Origin of the sequence: Pseudomonas sp. SMV71 (assembly GCF_052042015.1) — a bacterium.
Lineage (GTDB): Bacteria > Pseudomonadota > Gammaproteobacteria > Pseudomonadales > Pseudomonadaceae > Aquipseudomonas.
Window position 1 is genome coordinate 132,359 of record NZ_JBKGGU010000010.1, and the last position, 16,492, is coordinate 148,850.

Here is a 16,492-nt window from a genome sequence, read left to right on the forward strand (position 1 = left end):
TCAGCCAACATAGACGTTGGCTGGACCCAAGCTATCGCGAGCAGGCTCGCTCCCACAGGGCAAGAGACCAGGCTTCAAGGGCGGGTATCAGCTATGCAGTGTCTCTGCCGCATACAGCGTGTTTTCCAACAGGCAGGCACGGGTCATCGGGCCGACACCGCCGGGCACCGGAGTGATCCAGCCAGCGCGGGGCAGGGCGGTCTCGTACACCACGTCGCCGACCAGCTTGCCGTCATCCTGGCGGTTGATGCCCACGTCGATGACGATGGCGCCTTCTTTGATCCACTCGCCTTTCACCAGGCCAGGCTTGCCAGCGGCTACTACCACCAGGTCCGCACGACCGACATGGCCGGCCAGGTCTCTGGTAAAGCGGTGGGTCACGGTGACGGTGCAGCCGGCCAGCAGCAGTTCCATCGCCATCGGGCGGCCAACGATATTGGATGCACCCACCACCACGGCATCCAGACCGTAGAGGTCCACGCCGGTGCTTTCCAGCAGCGTCATGATGCCTTTGGGAGTGCAGGGGCGCAGCAACGGGATGCGCTGGGCCAGACGGCCGACGTTATAAGGATGGAAACCGTCGACGTCTTTGTCCGGGCGGATACGTTCCAGGAGCCTGGAGGCGTCAAGGTGTTCAGGCAGTGGCAATTGAAGCAGCACACCGTCGATGTTCGGGTCGTCGTTCAGGCGATCGATCAGATCGGCCAACGCTTGCTGAGTGGTTTCGGAAGGCAGGTCGTAGGCCTGGGAAAGGAAGCCGACCTCTTCACAGTCTTTACGCTTGTGCGAGACATAAACCTGAGAGGCAGGATCGCTGCCGACCAGGATCACCGCAAGGCCGGGCGTGCGCAGGCCTTGCTGGCGGCGCTCGGTGACTCGTTGGGCGATCTGCTGGCGCAGGCTGGCGGCGATCGATTTGCCGTCGATAAGTTGTGCAGTCATTGCGCGTGGTTAACCATCGAGAGGGGAAAAAAAGAGCACGCATTCTCGCATGCCAGGGCGTGAGGGCAAAGGCGCTTGGTCTGCAAATTCCCCTAACCCCTTTAATTAAATGAATTTTTTTTAAAAAAGAGTTGACGACCTATCAGGCCGTCTATAACATTCGTCGCACTTGTCGGGCGCAGCCTAGCACTGGTTAAGAAGGTTGAGCGGAGTTGGTTGTTTCAGCTCGGTGAAACTGAAAGCACTTAGTTTGTAATCGTCCAAGAATACAGATTAAAAAGGCGCCCGTAGCTCAGCTGGATAGAGCATCCGCCTTCTAAGCGGATGGTCGCAGGTTCGAGTCCTGCCGGGTGCGCCAATTAGGCAGCTTTGGCACAAGTAAGGCAACAAGGTAATATGGTGGGCGTAGCTCAGTTGGTAGAGCACGGGATTGTGACTCCCGTTGTCGTGGGTTCGATCCCCATCGTCCACCCCATATTCTAGAAAGGCGCCAGATTTAACAGTCTGGCGCCTTTGCTTTAAAAGCTTGCTACGCGGATGTGGTGGAATTGGTAGACACACTGGATTTAGGTTCCAGCGCCGCAAGGTGTGAGAGTTCGAGTCTCTCCGTCCGCACCATACAAGTCGCTATTTAAATAGCAGAAAACGGCGCAGTACCTGAAAAGGGCTGCGCCGTTTTTGTTTTCATGGTTTTTGTGCTTGATCGCCTGTTCTGATTGCGGAGGGGCGCGCAGCGGTCGGCTTCGGGTCATTGTGTTTCTTGATGATGCGCGGTACGCCGTCTGTCTCCTGATGGGGGCTTGGCGTTCTGTGCTCGGGGGGGCTGCGCCTCTATATATAGAAGCGTCGTCCCAGAGCCTCGGGCTGATCAGCTGTATTTGCAACTCGGGCAGGGCGGCTTCAATTGTCCTGTTTCTAAATTCGGCGCTTGTTTCCTGCGTGTTTTCAGTAGGGTGACTTCTTGAGTTTGACCTACTAGAATGCATGCCCTTGATTCTGGGGTCGGAAACGCCCGGCCAACGTCTGTGCAACGAGGAATATCCATGCAAGTTTCTGTTGAAAATACTTCTGCTCTTGAGCGCCGCATGAGCATCACCGTGCCGGCTGAGCGCATCGAGACTCAGGTCAACAAGCGTCTGCAGCAGACTGCCCAAAAGGCCAAAATCCCAGGTTTCCGCCCAGGCAAAGTGCCGATGAGCGTGATCCGTCAGCGTTACGAAGCTGATGCGCGTCAGGAAGCCGTGGGCGACGTTATCCAGTCTTCGTTCTACGAAGCGGTGGTCGAGCAGAAACTGAATCCGGCCGGCGCACCGTCCGTCGAGCCTAAAGTGCTGGAAAAAGGCAAGGACCTGGAATTCGTCGCTACGTTCGAAGTGTTCCCTGAGTTCACCGTTGCCGGTTTCGAGTCCATCGCCGTCGAGCGCCTGAGCGCTGACGTAACGGATGCCGACCTGGACAAGATGCTGGACATCCTGCGCAAGCAGAACACCCGTTTTGAAGTGGCCGATCGCGCTGCCCAGAACGAAGACCAGCTGAACATCGATTTCGTCGGCAAGGTCGACGGTGAAGTGTTCGCCGGCGGTTCCGCCAAGGCTACCCAGCTGGTGCTGGGCTCCGGCCGTATGATCCCGGGCTTCGAAGATGGTCTGGTCGGCGCCAAGGCCGGTGAAGAGCGCGTCCTGAACGTGACCTTCCCTGAGGATTACCAGAACCTGGACCTGGCCGGCAAAGCCGCCGAGTTCACCGTTACCGTCAACAGCGTTTCCGAGCCGAAACTGCCTGAGCTGAACGAAGAGTTCTTTGCCCAGTTCGGCATCAAGGAAACCGGTCTGGAAGGTTTCCGCGCCGAAGTTCGCAAGAACATGGAGCGTGAATTGCGCCAGGCCATCAAGTCCAAGGTCAAGAACCAGGTCATGGACGGTCTGCTGGCCTCCAACCCGATCGAAGTGCCGAAAGCTCTGCTGGACAACGAAGTCAACCGTCTGCGCGTGCAGGCCGTCCAGCAGTTCGGCGGCAACATCAAGCCGGACCAACTGCCTGCCGAACTGTTCGAAGAACAAGCCAAGCGCCGCGTCGTGCTGGGCCTGATCGTGGCCGAAGTGGTCAAGCAGTTCGAACTCAAGCCTGACGAAGCCCGCGTTCGCGAGCTGATCCAGGAAATGGCCTCGGCCTATCAGGAGCCTGAGCAAGTCGTGTCCTGGTACTACAAGAACGAGCAGCAACTGAACGAAGTCCGTTCGGTTGTGCTGGAAGAACAAGTTGTGGATACTGTTCTGCAGAAAGCTAGCGTGACCGATAAAGCGGTCTCTTACGAAGAAGCGGTCAAGCCGGTGGAAGCTCCACAAGCCGATTGATTGTTCTGCGGTAAGAAATACACACCATAAGCCAGCCTTCGCGCTGGCTTATGCGTATTCAAGACATAACTATTTGGGAGTGACTGCGAGACATGTCCCGCAATTCTTTTTATCAGCAGAGCTCTGACATCCAGGCCGCAGGCGGCCTGGTCCCGATGGTTATCGAGCAGTCCGCCCGCGGCGAACGTGCCTATGACATCTACTCGCGTCTGCTCAAGGAACGCGTCATCTTCCTGATCGGCCCCGTCGAAGACTACATGGCCAACCTGGTTGCGGCACAACTGCTGTTCCTTGAAGCGGAAAACCCGGACAAGGATATCCATCTGTACATCAACTCACCGGGCGGTTCGGTGACTGCGGGCATGTCGATCTACGACACCATGCAGTTCATCAAGCCGGACGTGTCCACCATCTGCATCGGCCAGGCCTGCAGCATGGGCGCGTTCCTGCTCGCCGGTGGCGCAGCGGGCAAGCGCCACTGCCTGCCGAACTCGCGGATGATGATTCACCAGCCATTGGGCGGGTTCCAGGGCCAGGCGTCGGACATCGACATCCATGCCAAGGAAATCCTGCACATCCGTTCGCGCCTGAACTCGCTGCTGGCCCAGCATACCGGCCAGAGCCTGGAAACCATTGAGCGTGACACCGAGCGTGACAACTTCATGAGCGCCGAGCGTGCAGCCGAATACGGCCTGATCGACTCCGTGATCAACAAGCGTCAAATGCCTGCCTAAGCCGCTCAAAATGCAGGTGGTTGGGATGACCGGCCGCCTGCGGGCTTGAAAAAGCCCGCAATTGCCTTCATCTTGTGTTGCAAGCCTATCGGATTTGGATCGATCGAATGACTGACACCCGCAACGGCGAGGACAACGGCAAACTGCTTTATTGCTCCTTCTGTGGCAAAAGCCAGCATGAAGTACGCAAATTGATTGCCGGCCCCTCGGTCTTCATTTGCGACGAGTGCGTCGACCTGTGCAATGACATCATCCGCGAGGAGGTGCAGGAAGCCCAGGCCGAAAGCAGCGCGCATAAGTTGCCTTCGCCCAAAGAAATCAGCGGCATCCTTGATCAATATGTAATTGGTCAGGAGCGTGCGAAAAAGGTACTGGCCGTAGCGGTTTACAACCACTACAAGCGCCTGAACCAGCGTGACAAAAAGAATGACGAGGTCGAACTCGGCAAGAGCAACATCTTGCTGATCGGCCCGACAGGCTCGGGTAAGACCTTGCTTGCCGAAACCCTGGCGCGCTTGCTGAACGTTCCGTTCACCATCGCCGACGCGACCACGCTGACCGAGGCCGGTTATGTGGGCGAGGACGTCGAGAACATCATTCAGAAGTTGCTGCAGAAGTGTGACTACGATGTGGAAAAAGCCCAGATGGGCATCGTCTACATCGACGAAATCGACAAGATTTCCCGCAAGTCCGACAACCCGTCCATCACCCGGGATGTTTCCGGCGAAGGCGTGCAACAGGCCTTGCTCAAGTTGATCGAAGGCACGGTTGCCTCCGTACCGCCCCAAGGTGGTCGCAAGCATCCGCAGCAGGAATTCCTGCAGGTCGACACCCGTAACATCCTGTTCATCTGCGGTGGGGCGTTCTCGGGCCTTGAAAAGGTCATTCAGAACCGTTCTACCCGCGGCGGCATCGGCTTCAACGCCGAGGTGCGCAGCAAGGAAGAGGGCAAGAAGGTCGGTGAATCCTTGCGTGAGGTCGAGCCGGACGATCTGGTCAAGTTCGGTCTGATCCCGGAATTCGTCGGTCGTCTGCCGGTTCTGGCAACGCTGGATGAGTTGGATGAAGCGGCGTTGATGCAGATTCTGACCGAGCCGAAGAATGCCCTGACCAAGCAGTACGCCAAGCTGTTCGAAATGGAAGGTGTGGACCTGGAGTTCCGTTCCGACGCGCTCAAGTCTGTCGCCAAGCGTGCCCTGGAGCGTAAGACCGGTGCCCGTGGGTTGCGCTCTATCCTCGAAGGCGTATTGCTCGACACGATGTATGAGATCCCCTCACAGTCGGATGTGAGTAAAGTCGTGATCGACGAAAGCGTTATCGAAGGCAAGTCCAAGCCGTTGTATCTGTATGAAAACAATGAGCAGCCTGCCAAGGCCGCGCCGGACGCCTAAGCGTCCTGCTGGCGGAACAAAGAAGGGGCCTTCGGGCCCCTTTTCTTTGAGTGCTGTTTTAGACGCGTCTTAGCGCTTGTTTTTTTTCAAGGCTGCCCCCATCTTGGTTTCAAGCTTACTTCCATCTGTTTCCGGCCCAAGGGCCGCCGTAGAGGCGAAATCATGAAGACAACCATCGAATTGCCTCTCCTGCCATTGCGCGATGTCGTTGTGTATCCGCACATGGTTATCCCGCTGTTCGTGGGGCGCGAGAAGTCTATCGAAGCCCTCGAGGCTGCGATGACGGGTGATAAGCAGATTCTTTTGCTGGCGCAGAGAAACCCTGCCGACGATGATCCCGGCGAGGACGCGCTTTATCGCGTAGGTACGATTGCAACGGTGCTGCAACTGCTCAAGCTGCCTGACGGCACCGTCAAGGTGCTGGTCGAAGGCGAGCAGCGTGGCACGGTCGAGCGTTTCAGTGAAGTGGACGGCCATTGCCGCGCTGAAGTGTCGCTGATCGAAGAAGTCGAAGCACCGGAGCGCGAGTCGGAGGTGTTTGTCCGCAGCCTGCTGTCGCAGTTCGAGCAATACGTGCAACTGGGCAAGAAGGTCCCTGCCGAAGTGCTGTCGTCGCTGAACAGCATCGACGAGCCGGGGAGGCTGGTCGACACGATGGCTGCCCACATGGCGCTCAAGATCGAGCAGAAGCAGGAAATCCTCGAAATCATTGATTTGTCGGCCCGTGTCGAACATGTGCTGGCCCTGCTCGACGGCGAAATAGACCTGCTGCAGGTCGAAAAGCGCATCCGTGGGCGCGTCAAGAAGCAGATGGAGCGCAGCCAGCGCGAGTACTACCTGAATGAGCAGATGAAGGCCATTCAGAAAGAGTTGGGCGATGGCGATGAAGGCCATAACGAAATCGAAGAGCTGAAAAAGCGCATCGATGCCGCCGGCCTGCCCAAGGATGCGTTGGCCAAGGCCCAGGCCGAGCTGAACAAGCTCAAGCAGATGTCACCGATGTCTGCCGAGGCCACTGTAGTGCGTTCCTACATCGACTGGCTGGTCCAGGTGCCGTGGAAAGCCCAGAGCAAGGTGCGCCTCGACCTGGCGCGCGCCGAAGACATCCTCGACGCCGACCACTACGGCCTGGAAGAGGTCAAGGAGCGCATCCTTGAATACCTCGCCGTGCAAAAGCGCGTGAAAAAGATTCGTGGCCCGGTGCTGTGCCTGGTCGGTCCTCCCGGGGTCGGCAAGACCTCCCTCGCGGAGTCGATTGCCCACGCCACCAATCGAAAATTCGTACGCATGGCCCTCGGTGGCGTGCGCGACGAAGCGGAAATCCGTGGTCACCGCCGGACATACATCGGTTCGATGCCAGGAAGATTGATTCAAAAAATGACAAAGGTCGGCGTGCGCAATCCGCTGTTCCTTTTGGATGAAATCGACAAGATGGGCAGCGACATGCGTGGCGATCCTGCCTCCGCGTTGCTGGAAGTGCTCGATCCTGAGCAGAATCACAACTTCAACGATCACTACCTTGAGGTCGATTACGACCTGTCGGACGTGATGTTCCTCTGCACCTCCAACTCCATGAATATCCCGCCGGCATTGCTGGACCGGATGGAGGTGATTCGTCTACCTGGCTACACCGAGGACGAGAAGATCAACATCGCGGAGAAGTACCTTTCGCCCAAGCAGGTCCAGGCCAACGGCCTGAAAAAGGGCGAGCTGGAATTCGACGAGGAAGCGATTCGCGACATCATCCGTTACTACACCCGCGAAGCCGGTGTGCGTGGCCTGGAACGCCAGATCGCCAAGGTTTGCCGCAAGGCCGTCAAGGAGCATGCACTGGAAAAACGCTTCTCGGTGAAGGTCACGGCAGACTCGCTGGAACACTTCCTGGGCGTGCGTAAATTCCGCTATGGCCTTGCCGAGCAGCAGGATCAGATCGGCCAGGTGACAGGCCTGGCATGGACCCAGGTCGGTGGTGAGTTGTTGACCATCGAAGCGGCTGTGGTACCGGGCAAAGGGCAGCTGATCAAGACCGGTTCCCTGGGGGATGTGATGGTCGAATCGATCACCGCCGCGCAAACCGTGGTGCGCAGCCGAGCTCGGAGCCTGGGGATTCCCCTGGACTTCCACGAGAAGCGCGACACGCATATCCATATGCCGGAAGGGGCGACGCCCAAGGACGGTCCGAGCGCCGGGGTAGGCATGTGCACCGCGTTGGTGTCGGCATTGACCGGTATTCCGGTGCGTGCCGATGTGGCCATGACGGGTGAAATCACTTTGCGCGGGCAGGTGTTGGCGATCGGTGGCCTCAAGGAAAAACTGCTGGCCGCCCACCGTGGTGGGATCAAGACAGTGATCATTCCCGAAGAGAATGTCCGCGATCTGAAGGAAATTCCTGACAACATCAAGCAGGATCTTCAGATCAAACCAGTTAAATGGATTGACGAGGTCCTGCAAATTGCGCTGCAATACGCGCCGGAGCCCTTGCCGGATGTGGCTCCGGAGATAGTCGCGAAGGACGAAAAGCGCGAGTCTGACTCTAAGGAAAGAATTAGCACGCATTAATACGCATTTGCCTGGGGGGCTTCCTTGACAGTTTTTTAGAGCCCTTGTTATAAAGCGGCTCTTAAGTGTCTGTAGGGCCATTCAGCACTCGTTTTAAGCTTTCACCAAAAAAACTTAGAATCATCTCAAATAGATATAAGGGGACTTAGAGTGAACAAGTCGGAACTGATTGATGCTATCGCTGCATCCGCTGATATCCCGAAAGCTGCTGCTGGCCGTGCGCTGGACGCTGTAATCGAATCCGTCACTGGCGCTCTGAAGGCTGGCGACTCCGTTGTTCTGGTAGGTTTCGGCACTTTTTCCGTGACTGATCGTCCAGCTCGTACCGGTCGCAACCCGCAGACTGGCAAGACGCTGCAGATCCCGGCTGCCAAGAAGCCAGGCTTCAAAGCTGGTAAAGCGCTGAAAGAAGCCGTTAACTAAGGTTTCGTTGAGTTTATCCGGGTCGGGTCATGCCTGGCCTGGCAGCGGAGCGGTAAACGACGCCAGGGCTTGCAGGTTCGAGCCCGGTCCGCTCCGCCAGTTACGAGAAGGCGCATCCTCGGATGCGCCTTTCTTCTATTCGGATTCTACCCACGCTCCACGGTTGCCTAATTTGAAGTTCAACCGTTTCTGGGGGACGCATGCTGCAGAATATCAGGGACAATTCACAAGGCTGGATTGCCAAAACCATCATCGGGGTCATCGTCGCATTAATGGCGTTGACCGGTTTCGATGCCATCTTTCAAGCCTCCAGGCACAGCAACGACGCGGCCAAGGTCAACGGCGAGAACATCAGCCAGAACGAGCTGAGCCAAGCGGTCGACATGCAACGTCGTCAGCTCATGCAGCAGTTGGGCAAGGATTTCGACGCTTCACTGCTGGATGAAAAAATGCTGCGCGATTCGGCTCTCAAGGGGCTGATCGATCGCAAGCTGCTGTTGCAAGGCGCCCATGATGCGAAGTTCGCGTTTTCCGAGGCTGCGCTGGATCAAGTGATCCTGCAGACACCGGAGTTCCAGGTCGACGGCAAGTTCAGTCCTGAGCGTTTCGACCAAGTGATCCGTCAGCTGGGTTACAGCCGCATGCAGTTCCGCCAGATGCTGGCTCAGGAAATGCTGATCGGCCAACTGCGTGCGGGTCTGGCTGGCAGCGGTTTCGTGACTGACGCCCAGGTGCTGGCGTTTGCCCGTCTGGAAAAACAGACGCGTGATTTTGCGACGTTGAACATCAAGGCCGACCCGGCGTCCGTGAAGCTGACCGATGACGAGGTGAAGGCTTATTACGACAAGCACGCCAAGGAATTCATGACGCCTGATCAGGTCGTCATCGATTACATCGAGCTGAAGAAAGCTACTTTCTTCGATCAGGTCAGCGTCAGGGATGAGGACTTGCAAGCGGCTTATCAGAAGGAAATCGCCAACCTGTCGGAACAGCGGCGAGCTGCGCATATCCTGATCGAAGTGAACGACAAGGTCAGCGAGGCCCAGGCCAAGGCGAAGATCGAGGAAATCCAGGCGCGCCTGGCCAAGGGCGAATCGTTTGAAGCCCTGGCCAAGGAGTTCTCCCAGGATCCAGGTTCGGCGAACAATGGCGGTGACCTCGGTTTTGCAGGCCCGGGCGTCTACGATCCAGCGTTCGAGAAGGCCTTGTATGCGTTGAACAAGGATCAGGTCTCGGCACCGGTGCGTACGGACTTCGGTCTGCATCTGATCAAGCTGCTGGGCGTCGAGGCGCCGCAGGTCCCAACGTTTGCCAGCCTCAAGGACAAGCTGACCCGCGAACTGAAAACCCAGCAGGTGGAGCAGCGTTTCGTCGAGGCAACCAAGCAACTGGAAGATGCGTCGTTCGAAGCGTCCGACCTGGCGCAACCCGCTCAGGACCTGAAGCTGACGGTCCACACATCGGCCCCGTTCGGTCGTGAAGGCGGCGAGGGAATCGCAGCCAACCGTGCCGTGGTCACCGCTGCGTTCAGCCCTGAAGTGCTGGATGAAGGTGCCAACAGCACCGCCATCGAGCTGGACCCGGAAACTGTCGTGGTGCTGCGTGCCAAGGAGCACCGCAAGCCCGAGCAACTGCCGCTGGAAAGCGTCGCGGGACCCATCCGTGCGCAACTGGCTAAGGAACACGCCAGCGCGGCAGCCAAGACCCGTGCCGATGAGCTGATAGCCAGCCTGCGCGACGGCAAGACCGCGCTGGACAAGCCCGTAGACGGTCAGAGCTGGAAAGTCACCGAAGCGGTGACCCGCAGCCAGGAAGGCATCGAGCCGGCGGTGCTACAAGCATTGTTCCGCATGCCCAAGCCTGCCTCGAAGGACAAGCCGACATTCACCAGCGTGACATTGCCTGACGGCAGTCTGGTGGTGGTGCGTCTGAACGGTGTGAACGAAGCGGCGGCCCCGACCGACGAAGAGAAGGCCGAATATCGCCGCTACCTCGCGTCCCGCGTCGGGCAGCAGGACTTCGCAGCCTATCGCAAGCAGTTGGAAAGCCAGGCCGACATCAAGCGTTACTGATGTTCTGAGGCTGGACCGAAAAAGACCCCGGTTGCAGAACCGGGGTCTTTTTGTTTCCTGTTGTTAAAAACCTGGGGCTTTCGTCGATCCGCCGCCATTGCGTCTTTTGTCCGCAAACATCCGCCAGTAGACTTGTAGCCCCTTTGAGACACGAATACCTGCGCCGGCAGATCGTGTTCTGTTGCACAATACGCCCCGGATCGTTTCCCTCAGGATGTTCAATGTTCAGACCATTTCACATGCGTACCGTCGGGCTGGCACTGATGCTGGCCGCCGCAGCCGGATGTTCGTCGAAGAAAGCCGCGATTTACGAGCATGAGAACTTCGATGACTCGGGCACGTTCTCGCGTACTTATCCCGTGACCGACGCGGCCACCTGCGAAGCCGGTCGCCGGGCATTGCTCAGTCAGGGCTACATCATCACCAGCAGCGACCCCAAGCTGGTCAGCGGCCACAAGAGTTTCCAGCAGGCCGGCGATACCCATATGGAAATCAGCTTCAACCTGGTCTGCGCCGAAGACGGCGGTCCCGGGCACCGGGCGACCATGTTTGCCAACGCCTTGCAGGATCGCTACGCACTGAAAAAGATCAACAACTCCGCCAGCCTGGGGGTCGGTGTGCTGGGCTCGGTATCGATGCCGATCGGTTCTACGGATGATTCGATGGTCAAGGTCGCCAGCGAGACGGTATCGGCGCCGAAGTTCTATGAGCGTTTCTTTGCCCTGGTCGAGCTGTTCCTGCCGGCCGACGCCAAGAAGGCTGCCGGCAATGCCGATCAGCCGAAGGCCGAACTGGGCATTCCGGAAACCAAGGCTGAACCGGCCGCGTTGATGCCTGCGCCGGCTCCGGCGGCAGAGTCGCTGGCTCCCACACCTGCTCCAGCACCTGCACCGGCGCCGGCTGTGCCGGTCCAGGAGGCCGCTCCGGCACCGGTGGAAACTGCCCCTGCGGCGTCGGAGCCGGTCGCACCACCGGCCGAACCTGCGCCGATTGCGCCAGTGCCGCAGGAGACGGTGCCGACGAGCGAGCCGATCACGCCGCCCCCACCCAGCTCGTTGCCCGCGCCGACCGAGCCGATCCAGCCCCTGCCGGCTTCCTGAACGTGTGACAGGGGTAATCTCCTGTCACACTTACCGCAGTAATTCCTCGACGCTGTGCTACGTTTAATTCATGAAGCCTTCGCTTCATGTCTTGTTCATAAAGCAGCTTTAAGCTGATCACCAGTGCCATCAGGCTTGATTGATCGCTTTCGATGATAGGGGAAGGACTCGTAATGGATGATTATCAGGAAGAGCTGCTGGAATACCAGGCATATGAACTGGACCCGCTGGAGCCCGCCGAAGATGCAACGGAGCTCTAGGTAACGCTTCAAACCTTGTACCTATGTGCGCCGGTGGCTGCGACGAAACTCACCCGGCGTCTGGTCGTTCCAGCGCTTGAATGCGCGTTGGAAGGCCTCGGCCGAGGCGAACCCCAGCAGGTAGGCGATTTCACCGAACGCCAGTTCGGTATCGCGGATGTAAGTCATGGCAAGGTCACGGCGGGTGTCGTTGAGGATGGCGCGAAACTGCGTGCCTTCCTCGGCCAGCTTGCGGCGCAGTGTCCAGGTCGGCAGCTTGAGGCGCGCTGCCACTTCCTCCAGGTCCGGTTCCCGGCCGCCATTGAGCAGCGGTCCCAGCAGCTGGATGATGCGCTCGCGCAGACTCCGGGTGCGGGTCAACTGCTCCAATTCCCGCTCACACAACTGGATCAGATGCTGCCACGTGCTGGGGCAATGCTGCGGGTTGCGCTGGGCGAGGCTGTCGAGTCCCAGGCGCAGTTGATTGTGTTCGGCACCGAAGTGGATCGCACAGTCCCCCAGGATGCGGTAGGCCTCCAGATAGGCCGGCTCCTCGAATTCGATGTCTATACGCTCGGCACGCAACGCTACGCCGCCCACAGTGGAGAGTTGTGTGAGCCAGCCGGCGATGATGGAGTCCACGACGAAGCGGTTATAGGCGTTGTACGGGCTGATGGAGTAAAACCGCAGCCACGCTCCCCGGGCGTCCTCGTGGAAGCTCGATTGGCCGCGATAGTTTGAGCCATACAGGGGTTCGAAACGGATCATGCAGCGCGCGGCTTCACGGACAGTCGGCGCCTGGGCAGCGGTTACGCCCGCCAGCCCGGCCTGGCTCAAGCGGCTGAGGCGACCCATGCGCAGGCCCAGTGCCGGATCCTGGGTCAGTTGAATGGCCGCATGACCCAGGCGCATGTAGCGCGGGATCGACAACCGGGCCCCGGGCTCCGACAGACGCACGGCATCCAGGCCGTACTGGGCCAGCAAGGGGTGAGGATCTTGTCCATGACTGGCAACCGCGTCAGCCAGGCTGTGGACGAAGCCCACAGACAAATCCCCCAGGCGCATCGGTTGCGCTTTCATGGTCACAACCATAGGTTCAGCAAGCGAGCGCCACGGGCCTCGCCATCGCTGAAGTGCTGGCCGTCGTGGCTGATGAAGCTCTGGCCGGCGCTTGCGCTGTCCCAGAACTGGCCGCGCAGGAACACGCTGACGCCGCCCCGTGCCTGGCTGATGGGCAATTGGCTGGTCAGGGTCAGACGGTGCCAGGCCTGGCCCTCACTGACTTCACCGGGCTTGAGGCTGACTTCCTCTGGCGTGGACAGGCCTTTATAACCGCTCCAGGGTCTGTCCCAGGCGTCGCGGCCCAGGATAAAGGCCGGCACTGCAATCAGCTGCGCCCCCTGATCGTTGAGCTGCCGGTAGTGAACCGGATACCAACTGTCGCTGCCGATCAGCACGCCCAGACGCCCAGCGGGAGTTTCGACGACCTGGGTGGCGTCGGGGCGGTCGGCGCCGAGCACGTCCCGTTGTTCGAATACCGGATGGCGTTGGCGTTGCGGTTGGCCGATCGGCCGGCCATCGCGCCCAAACACCAGGCTGCTGTTGTACAGCGCACCCGCGCCGACTTTCAGCTGGCCGTCGCTGACGCTGGGCTCGGGAAGGACGATGGAGCCGGCTACCAGGGTGATGCCGAACTCTTCGGCCAGCCCGCCGAACAACCCCTGGTAATCATGGGCCATGCGCGGGGCCTTCATGCGCAGGTAGGCGTCGTCCAGCCGATTATCGCCCTGTGCCCTGACCAGCGCCTGGATGAACGCCAGTGGGTTGCTGACCGCCAGCCAGTTCATGGCTTCCTTCATAGTGCCGGCCTGGTACAACTCGTCTTTTTCACCGCTGAACATCAGCCAGGTGCCGATGTGCTCGGGCAGCACCACGACCGTCTTGTCGTTGAGAAAACCCAGGTCACGGGCGCTTTGCAAATAGGCAGCAAGTTTGCGATGCAGGCGCTCCGGGCTCTGGTAGTCAGTGGGGAACAACTCGGGCTGAATGCCCAGCAGGTTACCGCGCTCGGCGGGCATGCCCTGGTCGACCGCCAGGTTGATGCGCAGGTCCGACAGGTAATGGCCCGCCGGACGATCCGCCGTCCACAGGGCGTAAGTGACCAGGATGGCGATCAGGGCCGTGGACAACAACAAGTAGAAAAATTTACGCATGGAGAGCTGTCAGCGGCCGTTTGCGGATTCGCTGACTAGGGTAGGGCTCGGAACGGGTGTTGCCAAGGGGCGCTGCGCATTCGGATCATTAAGTTGTCAGTTACGGTCATTGAGCGCCCGCATCGCGCCTCTTAGGCTGTTGGGCATGACTGAGGGAAGCCGCAGAGCTTCCGTATTTTTTCCGTGATCGCCCGTTGTGGAGTTACTGATGACCGCCTCCCATTATCCGCACCTGCTGGCCCCGCTGGACCTGGGTTTCACTACGTTGCGCAATCGGACCCTGATGGGGTCGATGCACACTGGCCTTGAAGAAAAGCCGGGCGGTTTCGAGCGCATGGCGGCATATTTTGCCGAGCGCGCCCGTGGCGGCGTGGGCCTGATGGTCACCGGCGGGATCGGGCCGAATGACGAGGGCGGCGTTTACTCCGGGGCAGCCAAGCTGACCACGGAAGACGAGGCGCTCAAGCACCAGATCGTGACTCGGGCGGTGCACGAGGCCGGTGGCAAGATCTGCATGCAGATCCTGCATGCCGGGCGCTACGCCTACAGCCCCAAGCAGGTCGCTCCCAGTGCGATCCAGGCGCCGATCAACCCGTTCAAGCCCAAGGAGCTGGATGAAGAGGGCATTGAAAAGCAGATCAGCGATTTCGTGACCTGTTCGCTGTTGGCCCAGAAGGCTGAATACGATGGGGTCGAGATCATGGGCTCCGAGGGCTACTTCATCAATCAGTTCCTCGCGGCCCACACCAACCACCGTACCGACCGTTGGGGCGGCAGCTACGAAAACCGCATGCGCCTGCCGGTTGAAATCGTCCGTCGCGTCCGCGACGCAGTGGGCCCCCATTTCATTATCATCTTCCGCCTGTCGATGCTCGACCTGGTGGAAGGCGGAAGCTCGTGGGAAGAGATCGTCCAGCTCGCCAAAGCCATCGAGCAGGCCGGCGCGACCATCATCAACACCGGCATCGGCTGGCATGAGGCGCGTATTCCTACCATCGCCACCAAGGTTCCGCGGGCGGCGTTCAGCAAAGTCACGGCCAAGCTGCGCGGTTCGGTGAACATCCCGCTGATCACCACCAACCGTATCAACACCCCGGAAGTGGCCGAACAGATCCTGGCCGAAGGCGATGCCGACATGGTCTCCATGGCGCGTCCGTTCCTGGCCGACCCGGAGTTCGTCAACAAGGCGGCCGCCGGACGCAGCGATGAGATCAATACCTGCATCGGCTGCAACCAGGCCTGTCTCGACCATACCTTTGGCGGAAAGCTCACCAGTTGCCTGGTGAACCCGCGTGCCTGCCACGAAACCGAGCTCAATTACCTGCCGGTCACCCAGGTGAAGAAAATCGCCGTGGTCGGCGCCGGTCCGGCCGGGTTGTCGGCGGCCACCGTGGCGGCCGAGCGGGGGCACCAGGTGACGCTGTTCGATGCGGCTGGTGAGATCGGCGGACAGTTCAACGTCGCCAAGCGTGTGCCGGGCAAGGAGGAGTTCTACGAAACCCTGCGCTACTTCAAGCGTAAGTTGCAGACCACCCATGTCGAGGTGTGCCTCAATACCCGGGTGGATGTGGCGAAGCTGGTGGAAGGCGGGTACGACGAAATCATTCTTGCGACCGGTATTGCGCCGCGGGTGCCGGCGATTCCGGGGGTGGAGCATGCCAAGGTTCTGAGCTACCTGGACGTGATCCTGGAGCGCAGGCCGGTGGGCCGCAGCGTGGCGGTAATCGGTGCCGGCGGCATCGGTTTCGATGTTTCGGAGTTCCTGGTGCATCAGGGCGTCGCCACCAGCCAGGACCGCGAGGCGTTCTGGAAGGAGTGGGGTATCGACACCGCGCTCCAGGCGCGCGGCGGCGTGGCCGGGATCAAGGCTGAACCCCATGCTCCTGCGCGTCAGGTGTTCCTGTTGCAGCGCAAGGCTTCCAAGGTCGGCGACGGCCTGGGCAAGACCACTGGCTGGATTCACCGCACGGGCCTGAAGAACAAGCAGGTGCAGATGCTCAACAACGTTCAGTATCTGAAGATCGACGACGAGGGGCTGCACATTCGCATCGGCGAAACCGGCGAGCCACAGGTATTGCCGGTGGACAACATCGTGATCTGCGCCGGTCAGGATCCGTTGCGTGAATTGCAGGAAGGCCTGGAGGCCGCCGGGCAGAAGGTCCACCTCATCGGTGGCGCCGACGTGGCGGCAGAGCTGGACGCCAAGCGGGCGATCAACCAGGGCTCGCGGTTGGCGGCGCAGTTGTAAGGCGCACGCCTGTAGCGCCAGGGGGCCCTGTGGGAGCGAGCCTGCTCGCGATAGCGGTAGGTCAGTTGCGGGAGTGCTGACTGATCCACCGCTATCGCGAGCAGGCTCGCTCCCACAGGATTACCGCGTGTACACGGATTCGGCGTCCACACAGATCCATTGTGGGAGCGAGTCTGGATTCACCGACTGTTAAGATTCTTGCACTCCTGCCCAATGG

General features: G+C 59.6%; 11 protein-coding genes and 3 tRNA genes. 11 read left to right on the top strand and 3 right to left on the bottom strand.

Going from position 1 to position 16,492, the window contains the following annotated elements:
* Positions 1-87 precede the first annotated feature (87 nt).
* Entirely contained in the window at positions 88-942 is an 855-nt protein-coding gene (gene folD, locus ACLEJQ_RS12600) for a bifunctional methylenetetrahydrofolate dehydrogenase/methenyltetrahydrofolate cyclohydrolase FolD (protein WP_440795378.1), read from the bottom strand.
* Between the two features lie 281 nt (positions 943-1,223).
* Here folD and ACLEJQ_RS12605 point away from each other — a divergent pair.
* The 10 genes from ACLEJQ_RS12605 to ACLEJQ_RS12650 all read left to right on the top strand — a co-directional run bounded on the left by ACLEJQ_RS12605 (position 1,224) and on the right by ACLEJQ_RS12650 (position 11,575).
* A tRNA-Arg gene (locus tag ACLEJQ_RS12605) sits at positions 1,224-1,300 on the top strand.
* A 41-nt stretch (positions 1,301-1,341) separates the two neighbouring features.
* Positions 1,342-1,417 (top strand) — tRNA-His (locus tag ACLEJQ_RS12610).
* 58 nt (positions 1,418-1,475) lie between these two features.
* Positions 1,476-1,560 (top strand) — tRNA-Leu (locus ACLEJQ_RS12615).
* A gap of 425 nt (positions 1,561-1,985) precedes the next feature.
* Entirely contained in the window at positions 1,986-3,296 is a 1,311-nt protein-coding gene (gene tig / locus ACLEJQ_RS12620) for a trigger factor (protein ID WP_440795380.1), read from the top strand.
* 92 nt (positions 3,297-3,388) lie between these two features.
* Positions 3,389-4,030: an ATP-dependent Clp endopeptidase proteolytic subunit ClpP gene (gene clpP, locus ACLEJQ_RS12625; RefSeq protein ID WP_440795382.1), complete on the top strand. Its 642-nt coding sequence runs from the start codon at positions 3,389-3,391 to the stop codon at positions 4,028-4,030.
* 107 nt (positions 4,031-4,137) lie between these two features.
* Positions 4,138-5,421 carry an ATP-dependent Clp protease ATP-binding subunit ClpX gene (gene clpX / locus ACLEJQ_RS12630; RefSeq protein WP_440795384.1) on the top strand — a complete coding sequence of 428 codons (1,284 nt, stop codon included), beginning with the start codon at positions 4,138-4,140 and terminating at the stop codon, positions 5,419-5,421.
* A 162-nt stretch (positions 5,422-5,583) separates the two neighbouring features.
* Positions 5,584-7,980: an endopeptidase La gene (gene lon, locus ACLEJQ_RS12635; RefSeq protein ID WP_440795386.1), complete on the top strand. Its 2,397-nt coding sequence runs from the start codon at positions 5,584-5,586 to the stop codon at positions 7,978-7,980.
* A gap of 150 nt (positions 7,981-8,130) precedes the next feature.
* Complete coding sequence (locus tag ACLEJQ_RS12640; protein ID WP_245142928.1) at positions 8,131-8,403, top strand: HU family DNA-binding protein; 273 nt, start codon at positions 8,131-8,133, stop codon at positions 8,401-8,403.
* Positions 8,404-8,603: 200 nt separating this feature from the next.
* Complete coding sequence (locus ACLEJQ_RS12645) at positions 8,604-10,475, top strand: SurA N-terminal domain-containing protein (protein ID WP_440795389.1); 1,872 nt, start codon at positions 8,604-8,606, stop codon at positions 10,473-10,475.
* A 221-nt stretch (positions 10,476-10,696) separates the two neighbouring features.
* Positions 10,697-11,575 carry a DUF2242 domain-containing protein gene (locus ACLEJQ_RS12650; protein WP_440795391.1) on the top strand — a complete coding sequence of 293 codons (879 nt, stop codon included), beginning with the start codon at positions 10,697-10,699 and terminating at the stop codon, positions 11,573-11,575.
* A gap of 281 nt (positions 11,576-11,856) precedes the next feature.
* Here the strand turns inward: ACLEJQ_RS12650 and ACLEJQ_RS12655 are convergent, their stop codons facing one another.
* On the bottom strand, positions 11,857-12,894 hold the full coding sequence (locus tag ACLEJQ_RS12655; RefSeq protein ID WP_440795393.1) for an AraC family transcriptional regulator: 1,038 nt from the start codon (positions 12,892-12,894) through the stop codon (positions 11,857-11,859).
* A gap of 2 nt (positions 12,895-12,896) precedes the next feature.
* A complete protein-coding gene (locus tag ACLEJQ_RS12660) occupies positions 12,897-14,027 on the bottom strand; it encodes a carbon-nitrogen hydrolase family protein (RefSeq protein ID WP_440795395.1) in 1,131 nt (376 codons plus the stop codon).
* A gap of 208 nt (positions 14,028-14,235) precedes the next feature.
* Between ACLEJQ_RS12660 and ACLEJQ_RS12665 the strand changes: the two genes are divergently transcribed.
* The gene (locus ACLEJQ_RS12665) at positions 14,236-16,275 is read left to right on the top strand and encodes an oxidoreductase (protein WP_440795397.1); all 2,040 of its coding nucleotides are present in this window, start codon (positions 14,236-14,238) and stop codon (positions 16,273-16,275) included.
* Positions 16,276-16,492: the final 217 nt, after the last annotated feature.

Coding starts and splice junctions, on each gene's coding strand:
- folD (WP_440795378.1), bottom strand. CDS start 942: ATGACTGCACAACTTATCGACGGCAAATCGATCGCCGCCAGCCTGCGC.
- lon (WP_440795386.1), top strand. CDS start 5,584: ATGAAGACAACCATCGAATTGCCTCTCCTGCCATTGCGCGATGTCGTT.
- clpP (WP_440795382.1), top strand. CDS start 3,389: ATGTCCCGCAATTCTTTTTATCAGCAGAGCTCTGACATCCAGGCCGCA.
- ACLEJQ_RS12660 (WP_440795395.1), bottom strand. CDS start 14,027: ATGCGTAAATTTTTCTACTTGTTGTTGTCCACGGCCCTGATCGCCATC.
- tig (WP_440795380.1), top strand. CDS start 1,986: ATGCAAGTTTCTGTTGAAAATACTTCTGCTCTTGAGCGCCGCATGAGC.
- ACLEJQ_RS12650 (WP_440795391.1), top strand. CDS start 10,697: ATGTTCAGACCATTTCACATGCGTACCGTCGGGCTGGCACTGATGCTG.
- ACLEJQ_RS12645 (WP_440795389.1), top strand. CDS start 8,604: ATGCTGCAGAATATCAGGGACAATTCACAAGGCTGGATTGCCAAAACC.
- ACLEJQ_RS12665 (WP_440795397.1), top strand. CDS start 14,236: ATGACCGCCTCCCATTATCCGCACCTGCTGGCCCCGCTGGACCTGGGT.
- clpX (WP_440795384.1), top strand. CDS start 4,138: ATGACTGACACCCGCAACGGCGAGGACAACGGCAAACTGCTTTATTGC.
- ACLEJQ_RS12655 (WP_440795393.1), bottom strand. CDS start 12,894: ATGAAAGCGCAACCGATGCGCCTGGGGGATTTGTCTGTGGGCTTCGTC.